This window comes from Shewanella corallii (assembly GCF_023349125.1).
Lineage (GTDB): Bacteria > Pseudomonadota > Gammaproteobacteria > Enterobacterales > Shewanellaceae > Shewanella > Shewanella corallii.
Genome location: NZ_JAKIKT010000001.1, coordinates 184,714 through 207,311 on the forward strand (window position 1 = coordinate 184,714; position 22,598 = coordinate 207,311).

Consider the following 22,598-nt stretch of genomic DNA (forward strand, 5'->3'; position numbering starts at 1 on the left):
TAAGGCCCCGGGAAGCGTTGTGTCTGAAAATACGATAATGCAGGGAGAAAGTGTAATCCAGCCGGTTTTTCCCGGGGATTATCTTTTGTTCATTGAGCTATGGCGACGCGGTGGCATTAGCCAGCAAGCGCAACAGATTGCGCTCGCTGGCTTGGTTCCTGCCGGGCTATTTGAGGAACTGCCGCATCTGGCCCATCGCCTGCTGCAGCTGGGTAAAGTCTGGGTCACCGGCAATAGCGTGATACTGCTTGTCCAACAGTTGGTAACCGCCATTGGTTCCGCTTACCGCCAGGATGTTGCGGTTGGAAACCAGCGCATAATCCGTGTAGCTGGCCAGCAGCTGGTAAGGCCGTGGTTGTGGGTTCAGCAGATCGTCTCCAGTGCTGTAATCGGATAGCGGGTTCTCAAGGCCCAGATAACGGCTCAACAGAGTCGGTGCGATATCGGCGTGGCTGGTGGTTTGGGTTTCCATACCCGCCTTGATACCTGGCCCGGCTATGATCAGCGGAACCTTAATCTGGGCGTCGGTAAAGTTGGAGTTGTGGCCCCAGAAGTTAAGGTGGTTGTCGTTCAGCTCCTGGCCATGATCTCCTGTGATTATCACCAGAGTATTGTCCCAGTCCGGACTCTGCTTAAGGCTGTCCAACACCTTACCCACCAGAGAATCTACATAGTGGGCACTGGTCATATAGCGATTGCGCATCAGGCTGGCATCATAGTCGTTATCGAACGCCATATAATCCACGGTTTCAGCCATAGGTTCAAACTTCACCGGGTAATCGGCCGGGAAGGTATACATATGGGGTGCGTCGTAGAACAGGAATGAGAAGGCTGGTTTGTTCTGGTCCCTGTGGGAATTCCAGTCGAGCCAGAGATCGGTAATCTCTTCATCACGGCCTGTTACCGAGTCCGCTTTGGAGCGCAGTCTCAGATCCGGCACATTGGCAAAAACTGTCTGGTCAAACTCAGGTTTTTGCAGGTGCGCTGAGGCGAAAATCCTCAACTGGTAGTCTCGCTGTTGCAGTACGTCCATCAGAACCGGACTGCGACGGTTGGCGTAGAAACTTTGCCAATAGGTTGCCGGCATGCCGTAGAAGAGGCCAAAAATGCCGGCACGGGTGGCGTTGCCGGTAGACAGATGATTGTCGAACTGACGGGCCTGCTGAGCGAACTGCCAGATATTGGGCGAGTATGCTTTGGTCATGGCGTCCCAGCGCCAGGAGTCCACCACTATCATCACAATATTGACCGGCCTGGTCTGCTGGTTAAGTTGCAGCGGGGCTTTGGGATAGTCCAGAGTGCCGCCGTTTTTCAGTTGCATCTGTTTTTGCCGGGCCAGCTTTTCTTCGTCCAGCCAACCCCATTTACGCATCAGGCTGTTGGCCGTCGCCGGATAGAAGAGTGGCAGGTAACGGTTTTGAGCTGTGATGCTCTGTACCGCATTGGCTGCAGCCCAGATATGGGTGAAGTGGGTCGCCAGTAAGCAGATAAACAGCAAGGCCAGAAAACCCTTGTTCAACGGATACCTTTGCCAGTTCGCAAAGCGGGAAATCAGCAGGTAGCTGCCCGTCATTACTGCTAACGTCATCAGGCTGACCGCGGCTATGGTTAGTAGGTTGCTGAGTGTGGGCTCCACCATACCGCCGGACAGTATCATCTCCACCAGAACCCACTGAATATGGAATCTGTACTGAGCGAATACCTGGGTGTCGGTATACAGCGCCAGCAAGGGAAGGGCAAAGGCCAGTCCGGTCAGTACAGCTCTGACTGTAAAAGGGCGGATAAAGACCAGAGGCAGGCACAGCAGGGACCAGAGTCCGATAAGCAATCCCATTTGCCCAAGTGTGGCGACAGTCAGGTAGCCAAGACTCAGGGCGTTTTGGCTGTCAGGCAGGTATGAAAAGTACAGGCCAGCGATCGCACTTGCCAGCAGTGACGTGATGATAAACATCACACCATGGTTAAGTAATCTGTTGCGCATGAGAAAAGGTTTACGGCGCTGATGTTGGAAGGCGACGTCATGTGCCCACATCAAAGCAAAAAGGTTGACCCAGAAGTCCAGTTTTGGGAGCTTTTACAACAAGTAAGGACGGCATTGCACCGTCCCGATTTCAATTAACGTTATAGGTTTTAGCGGCGAACTTTAACCACGACTTTACGCACCTGTTCGCTGCCAGGAGCTGCGCCCGGCATATGAATATCTTCCGGGAAGAAGATAGCGAACATACCGGCTTTCAGGGTGACGAAGTTAGCTTCATCCAGCAGCGGCGCGCTATGGAACTCTGCAAAATCGCGCTGGGCATTGTACTCGGTGTCCGGTGTGCGGCCAGCCAGAGGTAAGCAGCCACAAGCCTCCTCTCCGCTTACGACAAACTGTACATCAATGTAATCACGGTGAATTTCAAACGGCGCTGTGGTTCTGTCTCTTGGGGCGTAGTCATTCACTATGGCAAACACATTGTCACCATCAATGTTGTGGCGTCCGATTTCAGCCTGACTGTAGTCAGTCACTGCAAGATGCTGCAGGGCCAGGGCAATACCGGGATGCAGTGTTGCGTACTGCTCATGGTTGGCAAGGGTGTCCAGAATCATGTGTTTAACCTCAGTCTGTTGTCTGCAGGGGAGTATACGCTGATAGCCAACCGCGTAGAAGTACTGTGCCTTGCTGAAGGGGGAAACAGGACAGAGTTCACGCCGAGGGGGATTTTGTTATAGTGAGCGTCCCAAACGAAGAGGTATGAAAGTGAATTCAATCAGGTTGTTGGCAGGTCGAAAAGCGAAACAAACCATACTGGAACAGGGGCTCAAACCTGAGCTGTTTACCCGGGTGCTGGCGGCATCGGGGGGACCTAAATGGTTGGGAATCGCCGGGCTGGACAAGTACCTGTTTGGCACCTTTCTGAAAGATCTGTCTCACCCTTTAAATACTCTGGGCGCTTCGTCCGGAGCCTGGCGTTTGGCCTGTCTTGCTCAACAAGATCCTCTGGCTGCTTACGCAAGACTTGAAGATGCCTACATTGGCCAAAGATATGACACCAAACCATCACGGGCGGAAGTTGAGCGGCAGGTGCAGGGAATCATAGAGCATATTCTCGACGGTAATGGGGCAGAGCAACTGCTGGCCAACCCTAATGTTCACAGCCATTTTATCGTCTGCCGGGGTAAGCATTTAAATCAAGTGATGCAAAGGCCTGTATTAGCCGCGGGACTGGCGCTGTCAGCCATGACCAATCTGGTAAGTCGTCATACTCTGGGCTGGCATTTTGAGCGTCTGGTGTTTGGCGTTGATAACGGGGCATCACCCTATCGGGAGTTGGCAGACCTGCCCGGACGATTTTGCGACCTTACTGCAAACAACCTTAAGTCTGTACTGCAGGCCACCGGCAGTATTCCGCTGCTGTTACCGCCGGTAACTGAGATCCCCGGGGTGGCATCCGGTCATTACTATGATGGTGGTATCACCGACTATCACTTTGACCTGGATTTGGCTCAGGCTGAAGGTCTGACGCTGTATCCTCATTTCTATCCTCATATGGCTGCAGGCTGGTTTGATAAAGGACTTAAAAGTCGACGGGCAAACATCGCCAGCGCCAACTATGACAATGCTCTGGTGCTTGCGCCATCGGCCGGGTTTATTGCCAGCCTTCCCGGTAGCAAAATACCGGACAGGGATGATTTTAAAACCCTGGATACTGACACACGACGCAAGTACTGGCGGCAGGCTGCGGCAATGAGTGACAGACTGGCTGATGAGTTGCACGAACTCCTGGAAACCGGCAGATATGAGTCTGTACTGGAGTCCTGAGCTACTTGTTTGGGTGTAATGAGCTGAGCGTTCTGGTGTAATAATTTTGTCTGGCAAGCTGTCTTATCTTTAGGCTTACAAAGATAACGGCGAGTGCTAAACTAAAACTTACTGGTTAAATTTTAAGCGGTACCTCTTGCTCGCTAAGGAGGTTACTATGCGTTCTCAGGAAATGGCGTTGCTCACCCACGACGCTCTCTTGTTGCCACAGGGAAGGCTTGAAGTCCGCGTGATTGACCCTTCCAATCTGCGCGTAGTAGCCGATGTGTTTAAAGATAGATGTCAACTCGCCGTCGGCATGTTCCGTGCTGATGGTACTCCTCCCTGTTACCCCATCGCTACTCAGTGCGAGATTATCGATTTTAATCAGTTGGAAGACGACTCTCTGTCGATCGTGCTGGAGGGAAAGCAGAAGGTCAAAGTGCTATCTGGAGCACAGCAGGCCGATGGTCGTTGGATGGTCCGAACCCTGTGTTGCCCCAACTGGGTGCCTGAGCCCATCGAAGGTGAGTTTGAGCTTATCAGTCAGGCGCTTGAGCAGTTTTATGAGGTAAACCCAGATCTGGCTGAGCTGTATTCCAATGTCAAACTGGATGATGCCTGCTGGGTAAGTCAGCGTTGGCTTGAAGTTTTGCCCATGTACAACAGGGATAAGATTAAGCTGCTTAACCAGCCGGATTGCCATAAAACAATGGCGTTCGTGCTTCGTCTGATCAAGGCCCATGCATAAGCTTGTCGGTAATAGCTTCTACTGACAGAGCTATGGCTGACACTCATGTGTTCTGAGGGGTACAATGCCCCTCTCAGTTCTGCCTTTCACTTATATCAATGACAACAGTTCGTGCCGCTCAGCCATCCTATATTGTGCTTCCCCGTGAAGTGACAGATAAGCCTACCGTACTCAGCTTTCTGATGAGTCATTTTGCCCGTATTGGCGAAGAGGTTTGGCTGCAAAGAGTGCGGGATGGCAAGGTGCATTGGCAGGACGGCACCCTGATTGACGAAAACACAGAATATCGCCCGACTGCCAGGGTTTATTACTACCGGGAAGTGGTAGCTGAAACCCATATCCCTTTTAAAGAGCAGATACTGTATCGGGATGAAGAGATCCTGATTGTCCACAAGCCTCATTTTTTGCCTGTGACCCCCAGTGGTAATTATGTGAATGAGTGCCTGGTGCACCGCCTGCGTATCGACACAGGTATAGAAACCGTATCTCCGGCGCACCGACTTGACAGGGAAACGGCCGGCGTGATGTTGATGAGCCTGAATCCGCAAACCCGCCATCAGTACCACGACTTGTTTAAATCCAAGACCATTACCAAGGAGTATCAGGCGCTGGCCCGATTAACTCCTGAGCTGAAGCAAAAGGCAGATGCGGGGGAGCTGGATTTGCCTATTCGCTGGACGGTAAAAAACCGAATGAAACCAGCCAACCCCAGCTTTCTGATGCAGGTGGTTGAGGGGGAGGCCAATACTCACTCGGAGATAGCTTTGATTGCTGTGCAAGGGGAGTTTGGCCTGTTTGAACTCAGTCCGATAACCGGCAAAACCCATCAGCTTCGAGTACATATGCTGTCACTGGGAATGCCATTGCTCAATGACAGGTTTTATCCTGAACTGCAGCCCAAGAAAGAGGATAACTTTGAGCAACCTTTGCAGCTACTTGCCTATCGTCTCAGGTTTGAAGATCCCGTTACCGGCAAGCAGCATGACTGGCAGGTGGATGGGCTGGAGTTTCCACGGGGTTAAGCAATAACTTCCAGGATAGAGATAACGAAAAGCGCTCTGTATTGAGCAATGCTGTTCGTTTAAGAAAAACCCCCAAGAACAAGCACTGAAAAACTTAAACCACGAAGGGCACGAAGGGCACGAAGAAAAGCAGTATTCTTTTGTGCTCTTCTTCGTGTTCTCTGTGTAGTTCGCGAAGCGAACGCTTCGTGGTCGCTGCTTTTCAATTTTTTGTCGATTGACCGTTAGCCGAGCGCCATTACTCGGGCTTGGGCAAGGCCGGACGCTCCTGACGGCTGAAGGTATGCCCAGGCGGATCAAAACGGGTTTCTGTCATATCTCCGTGTAGCACACTGATGCTGACAGGGGCTCCACTGGCCGCAAATTCCACCATGCCCACGCCGCTTTGATTAACCAAACGCTTGCGGATATCGCCATTGGGGCGACGGCCACGAATGAGCATGCGTTTACGCTTGGTCAGCAGATTCAGCGGTGAGAAGTAGCCATACAACCAGCCATTAAACTTATCAAACCAGGGCAATAGCTTTTCCGGGAACTGGTTTTTAAACCCTGATGCGGTGATCTGATAGATCCCCGGGCTCTCACTGCGAAAGCGTACACTCACGTCATAGGCAAAGGAGTAATGCACATCGCCGGACAGGATCACAAACTCCTGTGGTGTCTTGCGATGGGTGAAGATACTCAGCAGCGCACTGGCCGCACCCGGGTGAGCCATCCAGTTTTCCGCGTCTACCATCAAAGAGGCCCCTATGAAGGTGGCTGTACGCTGAACTGCCTCAATCAACTTAACCCCGAACATAGGGGCGGGGGAGACGATAATGACCTTATCCAGATCGATCAGCTCCTGCTGCATATCCATCAGGGCTTCCCAGTCCATCAAACCTGAAGGCTTAGCCAGGTTGGACTCGCTGCGCCAGCGGCGGGTGCGGGTATCCAGCACGACAATTCTTGGCGAGGTATCCAGGCTGTAGTGCCACTTTTCAAACTTGAGCAGGGCATCGATAAGTGAGTTCTGCTTTTGCTTGTCGAGCGCGTGTCCCTGCTGATTGAGCAGATCATCCAGTAAGGGGCGGATATCCTGCTCAAACCGTTTGGGTTGATTGCCAAGGCCCTGAAACAGGGTGTAGCCAATCAGTGCATTGCCTATGATGCGTTTTGAAAACCTGTGACCATAGGCGGCTTCTTCCCACTTGGCGGTCAGGTTCCAGTCATCGGTAATATCATGATCGTCAAAGATCATATAGGTGGGAATATGAGCCAGCAGGCGACGCACCTGACTCAGACCGCTTTTGAACTCCAGCAGATGTTGCCACTCTTTTTGCCATCTGGCCTGATTGGGGCGGCTGAGGCCGCTGACATTTTTAGGGATATCAATTCGATCCCATAGCTCAGGCGACCAGGTCAACAGATACAGGGCGATGATTTCGCTCAGACACACCAGGTGATTTTCACCCATGGCGGTAGTGAAAATCGGATGATTGATATACCAGTGCCACAGCGGCGTTTTGGCCGGATATTCAGTTTTTGGCAGCAGGCGTTTGTGGCGCTGATACATGGCTGCAGGTTGGTAACTGATCTGGTTGGAATTATTCAGTCCAGCCCCTTCAAAGCTCTCGGTCGGCAGGCCAAGCGCCTGAATCACCTTGCCGATGGCGTACAGCATAGGGCCGCCGATATCGTCTACATACACCTGATCACCCGTCATCATCAGCAATGAAGGACGCTCTTGCGGTTGCACACCAGCGATTCGGGTATCTGCGGCGACCAGGGCATCGGCGCTGAAGTGGTGTGGGTTGCGGCAGGAGCCATGCATCAGGTTCTGCACACCGGGCTGCACAACCAGGTTGGGGTGCGCCTTGCCGGCATAGGTCAGTCCGCTTAAGCGGCCAAACAGATCGCCATGCTCGCTGTCATTGAGTTGATAGCTCACTTCCACCTTGCTTGGCAGCAGTTGCTGCTGCTCCAGCTGGATCAGGTACTGCCAGGCTTTGCTACCCAGCTGCACACAATGCAAATCCGCTTCGCCCAGCTGGTACGCTTTATCGCCCAGAGTCAGGGTTAGCTGTTGCATCGGACTGCTGGTCACAAACCAGAGTGTGAAGTGATTATTATCGCAATGACGCAGTACCGGGCCAGCCAGTACCAAAGGAAGCGAAGCGATGTTCAATTGGTGATCCATGTTGGAGATGACAGATAAGCTAAGGGTAAACAAGTGATTTGGTATTGAAAAGTTTTTACACTCAAGGCTGCGATTGTTGGCAGTTAAATTAAGCACCTACTGATGAGTCTGTAGCAAAGGACAGCGTTGGAACAATAATAATGACCTCAACAAAACCTCTTCCCAATCAAGCGGACCAACTGGCCTTGTTGCGCCTGCTGGGCTTCGCCTTGCAATTGCTGTTGGTATTGTTCGGAGCAGAGACCTTTGGTTTGAGCCTGCAGGTTGAGGCGTTAACCTGGGTCATGCTGGCTGAAGGCGTCACCCTGACGCTGCTGATTTGGCAGCGCCACAGACTGACCCATCACGAACTCAGCCTGTTTGTTACCCTGCTGCTGGATATTCTGTTCTGGGGCTTGTGGCTTGCCTTTTCCGGTGGTGCCACCAACGCCTTTGTCACTCTACTGTTAATTCCCATCGTGCTGGCCGCAGTCACCTTGCCGCTGTGGGCACCCTGGGTGCTGGCTGTCGCTGCGACTCTGGTATACAGCTTGATGATGAAGATGCTGCCTGTCAGCGACATGATGCACCATGGTCACGGCATGGATATGAGCTCTCACTATCTGGGCATGTGGCTCAATTTTGTGCTCACTGCGCTGGTGATTACTACCACAGTGGCGCTGCTGATCCGCCGTATTCGCAAGCAGGATGCACAGATGGCTTATTTGCGTGAGTCGCAACTCCGGCAGGAGCAATTGCTGGCGCTGGGCACTGCATCAGCTCAGATGGCCCACCAGTTGGCTACGCCGCTTTCCAGCATGAGATTGTTACTGGAAGAGGTTCAGGAAGCCAATTGCCCGGTCGCCCTGTCAGAGATGGATACTGCATTAAGTCGTTGTGAGGCCACACTCAATGAGCTGCGGGAAGCGACCCGCTCAATTCGTGAGGGGCATGTGACTCAGGCTTCGGCGGGAACTCTGGCGCACCAACTGAGGCAGAAAATTCTGCTGTTGATGCCTACGACCCAGCTTGATTGGCAGGTGGCTTTGTCAGCAGATGACGCCAGCGCCAAAGTGCTGATGGATATGAATCTGGTTCCGGCTTTGATGGCGCTGGTGGAGAACGCCTCAGCATCGACTTTGGAGTCCAGAGGCGATGCCAAAGTCAGTGTGACCTTTGAAAGGCATGAGCAGGAACTGCTGGTCCGGGTCAGGGATTATGGTGGTGGCATCGACAGTGAGTTGATGTCACAACTGGGTTCAAGTTTAATCTCCAGCCCCAAAGGGATGGGGATGGCGCTGTTGCTCAGTCATGCCAGCTTTGAGCGTCTTGGGGCATGTTTGACCCTGAGCAACCATCCAGAGGGTGGAAGCGTCGCAGAGGTTCGGCTGCCTTTGATAGTGGAGGCGGCATGAAGCGGATTTTGATTGTTGAAGATGATCATGCGCTGGCCGGAGTATTGTGCCGCCGCCTGACTAAACATGGCTTTGACTGCCACCATGTGGACAATCCCAGCGACGCTCTGTTGCAGGCCCGCAAGTTACTGCCGAGCCATATTTTGCTGGATATGAAGCTTGAGTTCAGTAATGGTCTGAGCCTGATTTCGCCTCTGCGACACTTGCTGCCTAAAGTGACCATGGTTCTGCTGACAGGTTATGCCAGTATTGCTACCGCAGTAGAGGCGATACGGGCGGGGGCCGATAACTACCTTGCCAAACCTGTGGATACCCAGACTTTGTTGTCGGCGCTGCTGCCGGATGAGTTTGAGCTAACTCAGGATACGGTGGAGGAGGACGCCCCGCTGAATCCAAAACGACTGGAATGGGAACACCTGCAACAGGTGCTGCAGGCCAATCAGGGCAATGTGTCGGCGACCGCCAGACAATTGGGTATGCACAGGCGAACGCTGCAGCGGAAACTGATGAAAAAGCCTGTGACTGATTGATGCTTAAAAATACAGTCCCGGCAAAGGAATCAGGCTAAGCTTTAAATTCAAGACTCGATGCACAGGACAAAAGGAGGTGGAGCTTGCGCAACAAGTTACTGTATTTACCCGCTGCTGTGCTGTCAGTCCCACTGTCCGCAGAGCCCGATATCAGCACCTCGCCAGACTCCATCGCCGACGGCGAGAGTATCGATATCAGCCGTGCTCCGGCCGAGTCCAGTGTCGAAACTCTGGAGACAGAGGTGACTCAGGTTGCCCAGCCTCTGCTCGCAGAGCTGGACTTTCAGCTCTTCTCCAGCAGTTACCGTCATCTGATAGGTAATCAACCCTCAATCTCCTCTCTGGGCGATAAGTTCGGAGGTATTGGCGTATTCCCGGTTGCCAGCTCTTTTGATATGAGTGAGCTGAGTATGTCTATGGGGCTTTGGTCACTGCAGGGGGAAAACCCACTGAGTCTGGATGTGACCTCCAACTATTGGCAGCGTAATTTGCCACTCACTCCGGCAGGGATGGGCTGGGACGGTCAGACAGAGTCGGGTGCTGGTATGGGCCTGGGCATGACCGTCAGGCCGCTCGATGCTTTCGCACTGGAGATCAGCGGCCACAACCTGGTGGGGATTTTGCCTGATTCCCACTGGAGCAATGGTATTACTCAGGAGTGGCGCTGGCGCGGCAGTCGCTACTGGCAGTTAAGTGGTGAATTGGTGCCTGTGAATGGCTGGTCATTGAGCCTGGGATACCGTCAGGACACGGCCAATAAAGAGAACCAGTTTTTGTTGGGAACCGGCTTTGAACTGAGTGACAGAGTGCTGCTTGATTTTACCGGGACCATGACCCAGGAACAGGCACTGGAAGCTATCTTCCGAACTTCAGTCAGTTTTTAAACTCTTTATGCTCAGATACGACAACACCCGGACATGCCGGGTGTGTTGCAAGTAATGCTTTTTGCACTCACTTGAGGAGTTGGCTTATTCCAGCTCTTCCCACTCAATGCCCATTTCAGTCATGAGCTTTTTGGCGTCAGACGGGATGCTGTCGGGTCTGTCTTTGGACAGATCTTCATCATGCGGCAGCGGCTGGCCAGTGTATGCGTGCAGGAAAGCTTCACACAAAAGTTCACTGTTGGTCGCATGACGCAGGTTGTTCACCTGGCGGCGGGTGCGCTCATCAGTCAATATTTTCAGCACTGACAGGGGAATGGATACAGTGATCTTTTTCACCTGTTCATTCTTCTTGCCGTGCTCAGCATAGGGGCTGATATAGTCGCCGTTCCACTCAGTCATTGACTCACCTGTTGATTCTGTAATTCGCTGCTGATTTTAAACACTTACTTTTTACAGTCAAATTATTGCGGTGAAAACGGGATGAATGCAAATAGAATTCTTTATGTTTGGACGTCTAAATGGCTTTATGGCTGTTGACCGTAAAGTAACAAATGGGGTAATTTAGACGTCCAGACATCCAGTATGCCAGGTAAACCAGCAGGAGCGAGTGATGACCCAGCGTCGTGTAGCCACAGAAGCAGTCAGGCAAGGCATTGAGAGCGATACCCAATACGGGGCCGTAGTACCTCCCATCTATCTGTCTACCAATTACAGTTTTGATGGCTATACCAATCCCAGAGAGTTCGATTACAGCCGTTCCGGCAACCCAACCCGAAATGTGTTGGGGGAAACGCTGGCGGCATTGGAGCAGGGCAGTACAGGTGTGATTACCAGTACAGGTATGGCGGCTATTACTCTGGTGGTCAACCTGCTTGGTCCGGACGATCTGCTGGTGGTTCCCCATGACTGTTACGGTGGCAGTTATCGTCTGTTTACCAACCTGGCCAAAAAAGGTCAGTTTAAGCTGCTGGTTGTCGACCAGACAGATGCCGATGCACTGGCGTCGGCCATTGCCCAGAAGCCAGCCCTTATATGGCTGGAAACCCCATCCAATCCATTGCTGCGCGTTGTGGATGTTAAAGCCATATGCGAGCAGGCCAGAGCGGTTGGCGCCAAAGTCGCCGTTGATAACACCTTCCTGTCTCCGGTATTGCAGCAGCCCCTGACCCTGGGCGCTGATATCGTGATTCACTCCACCACCAAATATATCAATGGCCACAGCGATGTCGTGGGTGGCGCTGTTGTGGCCAAAGACCCACAACTGGGCGAAGACTTGGTATGGTGGGCCAATACTCTGGGATTAACCGGTGGCGCGATGGATGCCTATTTAACGCTGCGTGGGGTGAGAACCCTGGCGGTGCGGATTAAAGAACACCAGCGTAATGCCCAGCTGATAGTTGATGCCCTGTGTGCCAGCGATGTGGTGGCCAGGGTGTATTACCCCGGACTGACTGATCACCCGGGTCATGAGATTGCCAAAGCTCAGCAGCAAGGGTTTGGTGCCATGGTGAGTTTTGAACTCAAGGGAGGCGCAGGAGAAGTGGAAGCCTTTCTGAATCAGCTTAAGCTGTTCTCTTTGGCTGAAAGCCTTGGCGGTGTAGAGAGCCTGGTAGCTGTGCCTGCTACCATGACCCACAGAGCCATGGAGCCGGAGGCGAGACTGGAAGCGGGTGTGAAAGATACCTTGATCCGCCTGTCGGTGGGCATAGAAGATGGTGAAGACCTGTTGGCGGATATCCAGGCAGGTTTGGCAGCAGTCGCAGCAGGGAGATAATCGATGGCACCCAGTCATTTACATAAATTTGGTGGTTCAAGTCTGGCAGATGCGGATTGCTATCGTCGCGTTGCCCATATTCTGCTGACCCATGGCCACAGCGATGATCTCGTGGTGGTATCAGCGGCCGGTAAAACCACTAACTTCCTCTACAAGCTACTGGAACTGACTGACAGCAATCAGTTATGGCAAGAGGAATTGCAGGTGCTGATCAGCTATCAGCAAAACCTGATTGAACAACTCTTGTCCAGTGATACAGCCAGAGATCTGAGAGAGCGACTCTCCACAGATAAGGCGCAGCTTATCAGCCTGCTTGGCCTTGAAGTGCGTAATACCTATGAAGTCAATCAACTGGTCAGCTTTGGCGAGCGCTGGTCAGCCCGTCTCCTGGCAGCTCTGCTGAGAGAGCAGGGTGTTGCAGCCAGTCATGTGGATGCCACCAGTTTGTTAGTCGCCGATGAAGGCGCTGTGCCGCAGATCCGCAAAGAGGAATCCCGCAGCCGTATTCAAGCCTGTCTTGCCAATCACGCCAACGAGCGCCTGGTGATCACTGGTTTTATCTGTGCCAATGAAGTGGGTGATACCTTGCTGCTGGGGCGCAACGGTTCTGACTTCAGTGCGACTTTGATTGCTGCGCTGGCGGGTATTGAACGCTGTACCATTTGGACCGATGTTGAAGGGGTGTTTAACGCCGACCCCAATAAGATTAACGATGCCACTTTGCTTTCCAGCCTGTCACTGGAAGAGGCTGACAGGCTGGCACGTCTGGGCTCGCCTGTACTGCACAGCCGCACTCTGCAGCCTTTGTTTGATGCCGATGTCAGTTTGGCGGTGCGCTCCAGTTATGCCTCTCACACCGACTTTACCCTGATAGCGCCTCAGTCCTCATCGGCCAGTGCGCCAGTGGTCACCAATCTGCCCCAGGTCGTGCTGATCTCCTTAAAGCTATCAGGCAGTGCAGATGAATTGCTGAATGAATTGAGTAACCAGGGCGTAACGCCGCTGGCCAACTGGAAGCAGGGACAGGATGCTTTGTCTCTGGCCTACACCCATGAGTTGGCTGAGCAGGCCAGGAGTCTGTTGACCGGTTTGTCTGACAGCTTTGCGGTTCAGCAGGTCAAAGTGTCTGAAGATTACGGGCTGGTGGCCCTGGTGAGCAGTGGTGCCAACCTTTATCGTCGCAGCTTTGCCCGTCTGCTCTCCAGAGGTGCTTTGCCTGTTTATCAGGACAGACTGAGCCTGGTTACCCTGGTGCCCAGAAGAGCGGTAAATCTGTTGACCCAGAAAGTCCATCGCCGCTGCGCCGGGCCACGCAAACGTATCGGTGTGGTGTTACTGGGAACCGGCAATATTGGTCAGTCCTGGGTTGATCTGTTCCGCCGTTCGGTAAAACAGTTGAACAGTGAGCTGGAAGCCAGTGTTGAACTACTGGGGCTGTTGAGTTCACGTAAGGCGCTGATCTCTGATGAAGGCATAGATGTCGATAACTGGCAGCAGGCGTTTGAGCAAAACGCGCAGCCCTGGGGATATCCGGCGTTATTTGAGCAGCTTGGAGCGCTGAAGTGCGATGAGTTGGTGGCGCTGGACATCAGTGCCAGTGCGGGGCTGACTCTGCATTATCCAGAGTTTTTTGCCCGTGGTATTCATATGGTCAGCGCCAATAAGCTGGCCGGTTCAGGACCATTGGCTTTCTATCGTGACCTTAAACGTCAGCTGGGGTTCCGTCGTCTGTTCTGGCGCTACAACGCCAGCTGTGGTGCAGGGCTACCGGTACAGCATGCACTGAATGATCTGCATAACAGTGGTGACAGGGTGGAGGCCATTGGCGGTATCTTCTCCGGAACCCTGTGCTGGCTGTTTGAGCAATATGATGGCAGTAAGCCATTTGGTGAGTTGGTGCTGGAAGCCAAAGGCCTGGGTATTACCGAGCCGGATCCAAGGGATGATCTTTCAGGTCGGGATATGCAGCGTAAACTGCTTATTCTGGCCCGGGAGATTGGCCTTGAACTGGAACTGGAGGATATTGAACTGGACTCTCTGGTGCCGGACAATCTGGCGCAGGTGTCTCTGAATGAGTTCCTGAGTCGTATTGATGAGCTGGATCAGCCTCTGGCGGAAGCACTGGACGAGGCCAAAGCTGAAGGTAAGGTCATCCGTTACGTGGCTCAGCTGGATCAGCAGGATGGCAAACTCAAGGCCAGAGTCGCACTGGAGCAGGTGGCTGCCGACCATCCTTATGCCAACCTGACGCCGGGGGACAATGTATTTGTGATCCGTTCAGCTTTCTACCAGAACAACCCGTTGATCATCCGTGGCCCCGGTGCCGGGCGCGAAGTGACAGCCGCTGCCGTGCAGTCAGATCTGGCTCATATCTGCCGGGATCTGCTGCAGGAGCAGTAATCTGCTGGGAGGAATTTCATTAAAGAGTGCTTCGGCACTCTTTTTTGTTGCCTGTTCACTGGCACAGTGTGAGCAAAATTGAAGAGGTATGTGAGCAGTTTTAACTTGACTTCAAATTCACTTGTTCTAGTATGTGGACATATAGACGTCTAAACACCTAAACGTCTGGTCGTAATCAGAGGGACAGAGGACAGTTACATGGCATTTCATCACGCACAATTCTCGCAGTCGTTGAACCAGAGCCTGGCGGAGCTCAATGGTGGCATCAACGTGTCTTTTGAGTTCTTTCCTCCTTCGACTCCGGAAATGGAAAAGCTGCTGTGGAGCTCTATTCGTCGTCTGGAGCCTCTGAATCCCAAGTTTGTGTCGGTAACCTATGGTGCCAATTCTGGTGTCCGTGACAGAACCCACAGCGTGATTGACCGCATTCAGAATGAAACCAACCTGGTGGCAGCACCGCACCTGACGCTGGTGGATGCTGAAGAAGCTGAACTGCGGGATCTGGCTAAGCAGTACTGGGAAAATGGCGTGCGCAGCATTGTCGCCCTGCGTGGTGACTTGCCTGACGGTTCACCCAAGCCAACCCGGTTTGCGGCTGATCTGGTCGGCTTGCTGAAATCTGTAGCCGACTTCGATATCTCGGTGGCGGCTTATCCTGAGGTGCACCCTGAGGCTGCCAATGCTCAGGCGGATCTGATTAACCTCAAACGCAAGATAGATGCCGGCGCCAACCGCGCCATCACCCAGTTCTTTTTCGATGTGGAATCCTACCTGAGATTCCGTGACCGCTGCGTAGCGGCAGGCATTGATGTGGAAATCGTGCCCGGCATTCTGCCGGTGACCAACTTTACCCAGCTTAAGCGCTTCGCGGGCTTGACCAATGTGTCCCTGCCTTCCTGGTTACACAAGCAGTTTGATGGCCTGGAGGATGACCCTTCTACGCGTCAGTTGGTGGGCGCCAATGTGGCCATTGATATGGTGAAAGTACTGTCCCGTGAAGGGGTGAAGGATTTCCACTTCTATACCCTTAACCGGGCTGAGCTGACCTATGCCATTTGTCATACTCTGGGCGTTCGCCCGCAGGTGGCATCGGCGTCATAGTCGCCGGCAACGGTAAAACTTGTCTCGCTCAACCCAATGAAAAACCGGCAAATGCCGGTTTTTTTGGTTTTTAAAGCAGAGTCATTTATCGCATAAAGCTATAACAAATTAATCTCTCTTAACTTAAGGCTATAGCTGGGGAAAAGTTCTGGTCACTGACAGTTTTTGTTCGGTAGACTCAGAGACATAGATCACACCGTCAGGTTTCCTCCTATGATGACCGCAGACCGTTTACTGCATAAAGCTTATAAAACCAGCAAGACCTGGGGATACGTTACCATTGTTTTGGGCATATTGGCCCTGGCTCTGCCTTTGGCCATGGGGCTGGCTGTCGCGGCGCTGTTTGCCATCGCGTTGGTGGCCGTTGGGGTCGTCCAGCTGCTGGCTGCCTGGCCCGGTGAGGGCAGGGGCTTGAGCTTCAGATTAGTGTGGGCGGTACTGACTCTGGTTGCCGGTCTGTATATGTTGATTAATCCCGGCGTGAGCCTGGCAACATTGACCCTGTTCCTCGGCAGTTATTTTCTGGTGGATGGCATTGCCAACATACTGGCTGCTTTCCAGCTCAAGCCAAGACATGGTTGGGGATATGTGGCAATGGGAGGCCTGTCTTCGTTGATATTGGCACTGATTATTCTGGTGCAGTGGCCTGTATCGTCAGAGTTTGTGATTGGCATTTTAATCGGCATTAAGCTGCTGATATTGGGGATCACCATGGTAGCGCTGGCGAAAACCGCTGAAAAGCAGTTGTCGCAAATCCAGCCTGAGCCTCAGGAGAAAGAGGTTAACCCACAAGACTGATTTTGCTGCGCCGGGAGGCGCGGACACACCCTGCGGGGTTCCGGCCTATGGAAGTACCACCTGATTGTTGTCGGTGGTTGGGCGAATAATATGGGTCAGTACTGGAGATATGACTCCCGACTGGCTGGGCTTCTACAGATATTCGACTCGTTTAACCATGACCACAACTGACAACAAACTTGGACTGGGGGCACTGTGTGCCCTCGTTGTAGGCTCTATTATCGGTGCCGGTGTATTCAGCCTGCCACAGAATATGGCGGCGGTTGCCAGCCCGCTGGCGGTGATGATTGGCTGGACCATTACCGGTACAGGCATGATCTTTCTGGCACTGACCTTTCAGCGCCTTTGCCTGGATAAACCCGAGATAAACACAGGGGTATTTGGCTATGCCAAAGCCGGTTTTGGTGATCTCGTTGGTTTCTTCTCCTGCTGGGGATACTGGCTTAGTGCCGTGTTGGCCAATGTTTCCTATCTGGTGATTATCTTCAGTACCCTGGGGCTGTTTTTTGACACGCCCCAACATGAGGTATTTGGCCAGGGCAATACCCTTGTGTCGGCGCTGCTGGCTTCCGGCTTTGTGTGGATGATCCACTTCCTGTTGCTGCGCGGCGTACAGACCGCAGCCATCATCAACGCTGTGACCACGATTGCCAAACTTATCCCCCTGTTTGTGTTTATCGTGGTGGCTGCTGTCGCCTTTAAACTCAGTACCTTTACCCTGGACTTCTCCGTTGTGACGGCCATGCCCGAAGCGGATCTGATGACCCAGGTCAAGGAGACCATGCTGATTACCGTGTGGGTATTTATCGGTATTGAGGGGGCTGTAGTGGTTTCCAGCCGGGCCCGCAATCGTAAGGATGTGGGCAGAGCGACCATATTTGGTTTGCTTATCACTCTGTTTATCTATGTGATGGTCAGCTTGCTGTCCATGGGGGTGATAACCACCACTGAGCTGGCTCAGATGCAAAACCCCTCTGCCGCTCAGGTGCTGAAGCATATTCTCGGGCCGGTAGGCCTGTGGATTGTGGGGCTTGGCTTGATTGTGTCTGTGAGTGGGGCTTACCTCAGCTGGACTTTGCTCGCCAATGAGTCGCCCTATATCGGCGCCCGGGAGAAGATGTTTCCCAGCCTGTTTGGCAAAACCAACTCCAAAGGTACGCCCAAGAATATCCTGTTGATCTCCAATGCCGTGGTGCAGTTTGTACTCATCTGGGTGACCATTGAGGGTGGCACCTATGAGTCACTGTTGAATGTGGCTTCCGAGATGATTCTGGTGCCTTATCTGTTTGTGGCGCTCTATGCCCTTAAAACCGGGCGTCAGGACGGCAATATCAAGATGATGCTGTTCGGTGGCATGGCCAGTGTCTATGGGTTCTGGCTGCTCTATGCCGCCGGGTTGCACCACTTGCTCTTGACCAGCCTGCTCTATTTCCCCGGGCTGGCTTTCTACATCATGGCCAAACGAGAGTATGGTGAACCCTGGTTTGCCGGTAACAATCGCTGGATAATCTTAGGCTTAATGGCGTTGGCAATGACTGCCGCAGTTGTGATCCTGTTCTGAGCCCAAGGCAGTTACTGCGCGTATAGTAAGCTTTAAAGCCAACAAGACAGGGACGCTATGCCGCTAATCAAACAGAAAGAAGTGGATTTGGGCCGGGTTAAAGGAGTGATATTCGATCTGGATGGCACCCTTGCCAGCTCAAATCCTGACTTTGACTCTCTGTGCGCCGAACTGGAGATCTGCCGGGGAGTGGATATTCTCAAATGGCTTGATGATATCGAGTGCCCCGATCGTAAAGCCAGCGCCAACGCCGTTATTCATCGCTATGAACTGGAAAGTTCTGCCAGAGCCGAGTGGATCCCCGGGGCGCAGGCTCTGGTGGATTATCTCGACAGCGCTGGCCTGCCCACCGCTATTCTTACCCGAAATATCCGCCAGGCCGCAGGCGTCACTCTGGGGCGTCTTGGCTGCTCAATTCCTGCTGTGCTCACCCGGGAAGATGCGCCAGCCAAGCCATCACCTGAGGGTGTTCTGATGATGTGCCGGGAGTGGGGGATAGCACCACATGAGTGTCTTTATGTGGGGGATTATCTGTTTGACCTGCAAACCGCTGCCAATGCCGGAGCCATCAGTCTGCTCTACAATGTCCAGCAACCTGTCCCCGAGTATGCCGCGATGGCGGATATGGTGACTGATGATTATCTGGCGTTGGTAGAGGCGTTAAAGCTGGCAGGACACTGACAACAGGTCACAGATAACAAAAAAGGCGCCATGGGCGCCTTTTTTGTTTGCTCAGGGATTAGTCGCGGTCGCGATTACCCTGGTAGCCACCTTTGCGGTGTGGCTTACGGTCACCACCTTCGTGGTTGCGACGTTCACGACGCTCACCGCCATGACCGCGACGCTCACCGCCATGACCGCGACGGTCACCACCGTGTGGACGACGATCACCGCCCTGAGGACGACGACGGCGTGGTGCACCTGAACCTGAATCTTCGAAAGTCATGTTCTCGGTCACTTCACGGATGTTCAGTGGACGACCACATACGCGAACCTTTTTCAGGTGCTGCAGTACGTCTTTAGGCATGCCGTCTGGCAGGTCAACTGTGGTCACAGAATCGAACAGTTGGATCTGGCCAATGTAGCGGCTGTCGATGTTGGCTTCGTTGGCGATAGCGCCCACGATGTTACCTACACCTACGCCATTCTCACGACCCACATCGATCACGTAACGGCACATTTTCACATCAGGGTTGTCCTTCAGTGCTTCTGCGCTGCCCAGCATCTCTGCGGTTGGGCGAGGACGACGCTCACGACCTTCACGGCCACCGCGCTCATCACGGCTGTCACGCTGACGCTCCTGCATTGGAGGCAGTTGCAGTGGACGCTCTTTCTGAACCAGTTGCAGCAGAGCGGCAGCCAGTTTATCGGTATCTACTTCCAGTTGCTGGCACAGCTGAGCCACTGCAGCTTCCATAAAGTCCAGAGACTCATTGGCAACCACTTCAGCAACCTGCTCACCCAGACGGGACAAACGACGCTCTGCTACAGTCTCTGGGCTAGGTACCTTCATTGGAGAGATACGGCTGTTGGTGGCGCGCTCGATGGTGCGCAGCATACGCATTTCACGATGGGTCACGAACAGGATTGCCATACCGGTACGGCCGGCACGACCTGTACGACCGATACGGTGTACGTAAGCTTCAGTGTCGTATGGAATATCGTAGTTAACTACGTGACCGATACGCTCAACGTCCAGACCACGGGCCGCAACGTCGGTGGCGATCAGGATATCCAGCTTGCCGCACTTCAGTTGGTCAACGGCACGCTCACGAGCCTGCTGGTTCATATCACCGTGCAGTGGAGATGCAGCGTAACCACGGGCTTCCAGCTTCTCAGCCAGTTCCACACAGGAGTTACGGGTACGTACGAAGATGATGATACCTTCGGTGTTTTCCACTTCCAAAACGCGTACCAGAGCTTCCAGCTTGTTGTGCTGAGAAACCTGAACGAAACGCTGTTCGATAGATTCTACAGTGGTGTGGCTTGCAGCAATGCTGATCTGAGCTGGTTCACGCAGGTGCTTGTTGGCAACGCGCTTGATCTGCTCTGGCATAGTGGCAGAGAACAGAGCCAGCTGACGCTCTTCAGGCGTGTGTTCCAGGATCCATTCGATATCATCGATGAAGCCCATTTTCAGCATTTCATCAGCTTCGTCCAGAACCAGAGCACGCAGAGTATCCAGTTTCAGGGTGCCGCGACGCATGTGGTCCATTACACGACCCGGGGTACCAACAATAACCTGAGGACCGCGGCGCAACGCCTGAAGCTGCTGATACATGCTCTGGCCACCATAGATAGGCAGAACATGGAAACCTTTCATAAATTTGGCATAGCTGCTGAAAGCTTCTGCCACCTGAACAGCCAGCTCACGGGTAGGAGCCAGTACCAGGATTTGAGGAGTATTTTGGGTGTGATCGATTGCACTCAAGAGTGGCAATGCAAAAGCACCGGTTTTTCCGGTACCTGTTTGCGCCTGGCCGAGAATGTCACGTCCTTCCATCAGAGGGTCAATACTGGCCGCCTGAATAGGAGTTGGTTTCTCGTAGCCGAGCTCGTCAAGAGCGCGCAACAGCGGCTCGGACAGACCGAGTTCGCGGAAAGTTTTTTCATTGGATGACATGGGTTGTTGCCTTATGGACGTGTTATTGCAACACGTTAGAGTTGCTTCATAGACAGAAAATCAACCCCCGTGTCGATTTCCCGCACCGAAAACGAAGGATTATATCAGTATTCCCTTACCGTGGGCAATCGCTATCACCGTATTGGGAGTGATATGGGCTTATTTGGTCCTGCTGGGGGCAATGTGAACTCACGCCATTTTGACCTGATTTGTGAGCATGCTGTGATACTTCCGTGAGATTTTCCTGCGAACTTGGGGATGTGGCCCGCTAGGGGGCATTTCAGGGAGCAACTTCACTATGTTGATAAAATCAATCCTATCTTTGGTTCTCGCAGGCAGCCTGCTGTCTGCGACGTCTTATGCCGAAAATGCAGATGGCAGTGTTGCTATTGCCAATCGAGCCGATGGCACTGTCTCAATTATTTCAGTCGGCGATGACACCGTTCGTCATACTCTGACCTTACCTGCGGGGGAAAACAGTCCTGAGCCCATGTATGTGGTGTACAAAGAAAACCGCATGTATGTAGGAGACAGGGCCAATAACAGAGTGCTGGCCTACGATAGCTTTGGCTTTAACCTGCTGGCGGAGATCCCTGCTGGGCGTGGTGTGTTTCATATGTGGGCTGCGGCAGACGCGCAAAAGCTGTTGGTCAACAATGATATCGACAACACTGTTACAGTGATTGATACCAATAGCCTGACCAGTAAAGCCACAGTTGCTATGCCCGCTGATCTGGTTGCTGCAGGTTTTAAGCCCCACGATATTTTTGTTTCTGCGGATGGGTCGAGCTGGTTTGTCAGCTTGCTTGATGGGGCGCCAGGCAATGATTGGGTGGTGAAATATGAGGTTGGGGCACAAGGTGCGGTTGAAACGGCCAGAGTATCCGTTGGCGGCGATCCGCATCTGTTCTTAAATAACAAAGACAGAGCTTTGCTGGTTGCCTCTCAGGATTCCAGCACAGTAGCCCGTTTCGAATCCCGCTCATTAAGACTCAGACATACAGCAGATGTTGCCAATGCCCACGGCATTTTTGCCAGGGATAAGCAGGTCTACCTAACCAATATTGCTGACGGTGGCGTCAGTGGTCTTCATCTGTTGCACAGTCGGAGCCTCAGCAGTCGGGATGTGGATGACACGCCATTCGCTATTCCTCACAATATTGTTATAACCAATGACGGCAGTAAGCTCTACATTACCCATTCAGGTGGGGGCAGTAACAAGGTATCCGTATTTACCCTGTCAGGGCGAAAAGGGGAGCCAGAACTGTTAACCGATGTGACAGTGGGCCTGAACCCCTTTGGACTGGCCTTTATTCCCCACTGATTTAACTCATACATCAATAAATACGAGGCGCAACAGCGCCTCGTATTGTTAATGCGGCTCCAGTTGACGCATCTGTTGCCTGAGCTGATGCAGTTTACGGGTCAGCTTCTCGATTTCATCCTCAATGCATTGGCGACTCTGGCTTTTGGTACTTTTGGGCTCCCGTAGCCAGCGGTACAGAAGTCGACTGGAGATCCCCAACTCTTTGGCCACTTCAGATGGTAACTGGCCATCCTGCTGTACCTTGTCCAGTGCGGTGGATTTCAACTTTGACTCACTCATGGTTCAAGTCTCCCATCTTCGGGTTCAGATGTTTCCCATTGACTGATCCCCGCGTGGCGAACATAGCGCCATTCTGATGCCAACCAATGGATACAGTATTTGAATGTGTTCATCGTCACCTCCTGTTGCTTCCGTCGATAGCTATGTAAGAAACGTGCCAGATATTAATCTCTAATTATTTCAATAAATTG

General features: G+C 52.8%; 19 protein-coding genes. 13 read left to right on the forward strand and 6 right to left on the reverse strand.

The features are described from left to right. Positions 1–166: 166 nt before the first annotated feature. Positions 167–1,981, reverse strand: a complete 1,815-nt coding sequence (locus tag L2725_RS00790; RefSeq protein WP_249247116.1) for a DUF3413 domain-containing protein — start codon at positions 1,979–1,981, stop codon at positions 167–169. 149 nt (positions 1,982–2,130) lie between these two features. After that, a complete protein-coding gene (locus tag L2725_RS00795) occupies positions 2,131–2,592 on the reverse strand; it encodes a NanQ anomerase/TabA/YiaL family protein (RefSeq protein ID WP_249247117.1) in 462 nt (153 codons plus the stop codon). Between the two features lie 151 nt (positions 2,593–2,743). Between L2725_RS00795 and L2725_RS00800 the strand changes: the two genes are divergently transcribed. From L2725_RS00800 to L2725_RS00810, 3 genes are all read left to right on the forward strand, one after another. After that, positions 2,744–3,805 carry a patatin-like phospholipase domain-containing protein gene (locus L2725_RS00800; RefSeq protein ID WP_249247969.1) on the forward strand — a complete coding sequence of 354 codons (1,062 nt, stop codon included), beginning with the start codon at positions 2,744–2,746 and terminating at the stop codon, positions 3,803–3,805. Positions 3,806–3,962: 157 nt separating this feature from the next. Continuing rightward, the gene (locus L2725_RS00805) at positions 3,963–4,535 is read left to right on the forward strand and encodes an LON peptidase substrate-binding domain-containing protein (protein WP_115137417.1); all 573 of its coding nucleotides are present in this window, start codon (positions 3,963–3,965) and stop codon (positions 4,533–4,535) included. A gap of 98 nt (positions 4,536–4,633) precedes the next feature. Continuing rightward, positions 4,634–5,557 carry a pseudouridine synthase gene (locus L2725_RS00810; RefSeq protein ID WP_248933989.1) on the forward strand — a complete coding sequence of 308 codons (924 nt, stop codon included), beginning with the start codon at positions 4,634–4,636 and terminating at the stop codon, positions 5,555–5,557. 238 nt (positions 5,558–5,795) lie between these two features. Here L2725_RS00810 and L2725_RS00815 read toward each other — a convergent pair whose 3' ends face one another. Then, complete coding sequence (locus L2725_RS00815; RefSeq protein ID WP_249247118.1) at positions 5,796–7,736, reverse strand: metallophosphoesterase family protein; 1,941 nt, start codon at positions 7,734–7,736, stop codon at positions 5,796–5,798. Between the two features lie 140 nt (positions 7,737–7,876). On the opposite strand from L2725_RS00815, the gene L2725_RS00820 reads away from it, so the two are divergent. The 3 genes from L2725_RS00820 (at position 7,877) to L2725_RS00830 (ending at position 10,544) form a co-directional block, all read left to right on the forward strand. Further along, a complete protein-coding gene (locus tag L2725_RS00820; protein ID WP_249247119.1) occupies positions 7,877–9,130 on the forward strand; it encodes a sensor histidine kinase in 1,254 nt (417 codons plus the stop codon). After that, complete coding sequence (locus L2725_RS00825; RefSeq protein WP_249247120.1) at positions 9,127–9,660, forward strand: response regulator transcription factor; 534 nt, start codon at positions 9,127–9,129, stop codon at positions 9,658–9,660. The genes L2725_RS00820 and L2725_RS00825 overlap by 4 nt, the downstream gene beginning before the upstream one ends. An 83-nt stretch (positions 9,661–9,743) precedes the next feature. Then, positions 9,744–10,544, forward strand: coding sequence for a hypothetical protein (locus L2725_RS00830; RefSeq protein ID WP_249247121.1), 801 nt, complete (start codon positions 9,744–9,746; stop codon positions 10,542–10,544). Positions 10,545–10,628: 84 nt separating this feature from the next. Here the strand turns inward: L2725_RS00830 and metJ are convergent, their stop codons facing one another. Continuing rightward, a complete protein-coding gene (gene metJ, locus L2725_RS00835) occupies positions 10,629–10,943 on the reverse strand; it encodes a met regulon transcriptional regulator MetJ (protein ID WP_115137411.1) in 315 nt (104 codons plus the stop codon). A 211-nt stretch (positions 10,944–11,154) separates the two neighbouring features. On the opposite strand from metJ, the gene metB reads away from it, so the two are divergent. The 6 genes from metB (at position 11,155) to L2725_RS00865 (ending at position 18,859) form a co-directional block, all read left to right on the forward strand. Beyond that, positions 11,155–12,318, forward strand: a complete 1,164-nt coding sequence (metB, locus tag L2725_RS00840) for a cystathionine gamma-synthase (protein WP_249247122.1) — start codon at positions 11,155–11,157, stop codon at positions 12,316–12,318. Between the two features lie 3 nt (positions 12,319–12,321). Beyond that, positions 12,322–14,718, forward strand: coding sequence for a bifunctional aspartate kinase/homoserine dehydrogenase II (locus L2725_RS00845; protein ID WP_249247123.1), 2,397 nt, complete (start codon positions 12,322–12,324; stop codon positions 14,716–14,718). Positions 14,719–14,916: 198 nt separating this feature from the next. Beyond that, the gene (gene metF / locus L2725_RS00850) at positions 14,917–15,819 is read left to right on the forward strand and encodes a methylenetetrahydrofolate reductase (protein ID WP_249247124.1); all 903 of its coding nucleotides are present in this window, start codon (positions 14,917–14,919) and stop codon (positions 15,817–15,819) included. A 213-nt stretch (positions 15,820–16,032) separates the two neighbouring features. After that, complete coding sequence (locus tag L2725_RS00855; RefSeq protein WP_249247125.1) at positions 16,033–16,617, forward strand: HdeD family acid-resistance protein; 585 nt, start codon at positions 16,033–16,035, stop codon at positions 16,615–16,617. Positions 16,618–16,726: 109 nt separating this feature from the next. Continuing rightward, positions 16,727–18,178: a basic amino acid/polyamine antiporter gene (locus tag L2725_RS00860; RefSeq protein ID WP_249247126.1), complete on the forward strand. Its 1,452-nt coding sequence runs from the start codon at positions 16,727–16,729 to the stop codon at positions 18,176–18,178. 57 nt (positions 18,179–18,235) lie between these two features. Beyond that, positions 18,236–18,859: an HAD family hydrolase gene (locus L2725_RS00865; protein ID WP_249247127.1), complete on the forward strand. Its 624-nt coding sequence runs from the start codon at positions 18,236–18,238 to the stop codon at positions 18,857–18,859. A 58-nt stretch (positions 18,860–18,917) separates the two neighbouring features. On the opposite strand, the gene L2725_RS00870 is transcribed toward L2725_RS00865, so the two are convergent. Further along, positions 18,918–20,801, reverse strand: coding sequence for a DEAD/DEAH box helicase (locus L2725_RS00870; RefSeq protein ID WP_249247128.1), 1,884 nt, complete (start codon positions 20,799–20,801; stop codon positions 18,918–18,920). Between the two features lie 298 nt (positions 20,802–21,099). On the opposite strand from L2725_RS00870, the gene L2725_RS00875 reads away from it, so the two are divergent. After that, a complete protein-coding gene (locus tag L2725_RS00875; protein ID WP_249247129.1) occupies positions 21,100–22,125 on the forward strand; it encodes a YncE family protein in 1,026 nt (341 codons plus the stop codon). A gap of 48 nt (positions 22,126–22,173) precedes the next feature. Here L2725_RS00875 and L2725_RS00880 read toward each other — a convergent pair whose 3' ends face one another. Next, a complete protein-coding gene (locus L2725_RS00880) occupies positions 22,174–22,407 on the reverse strand; it encodes a transposase (RefSeq protein ID WP_249247130.1) in 234 nt (77 codons plus the stop codon). Positions 22,408–22,598: the final 191 nt, after the last annotated feature.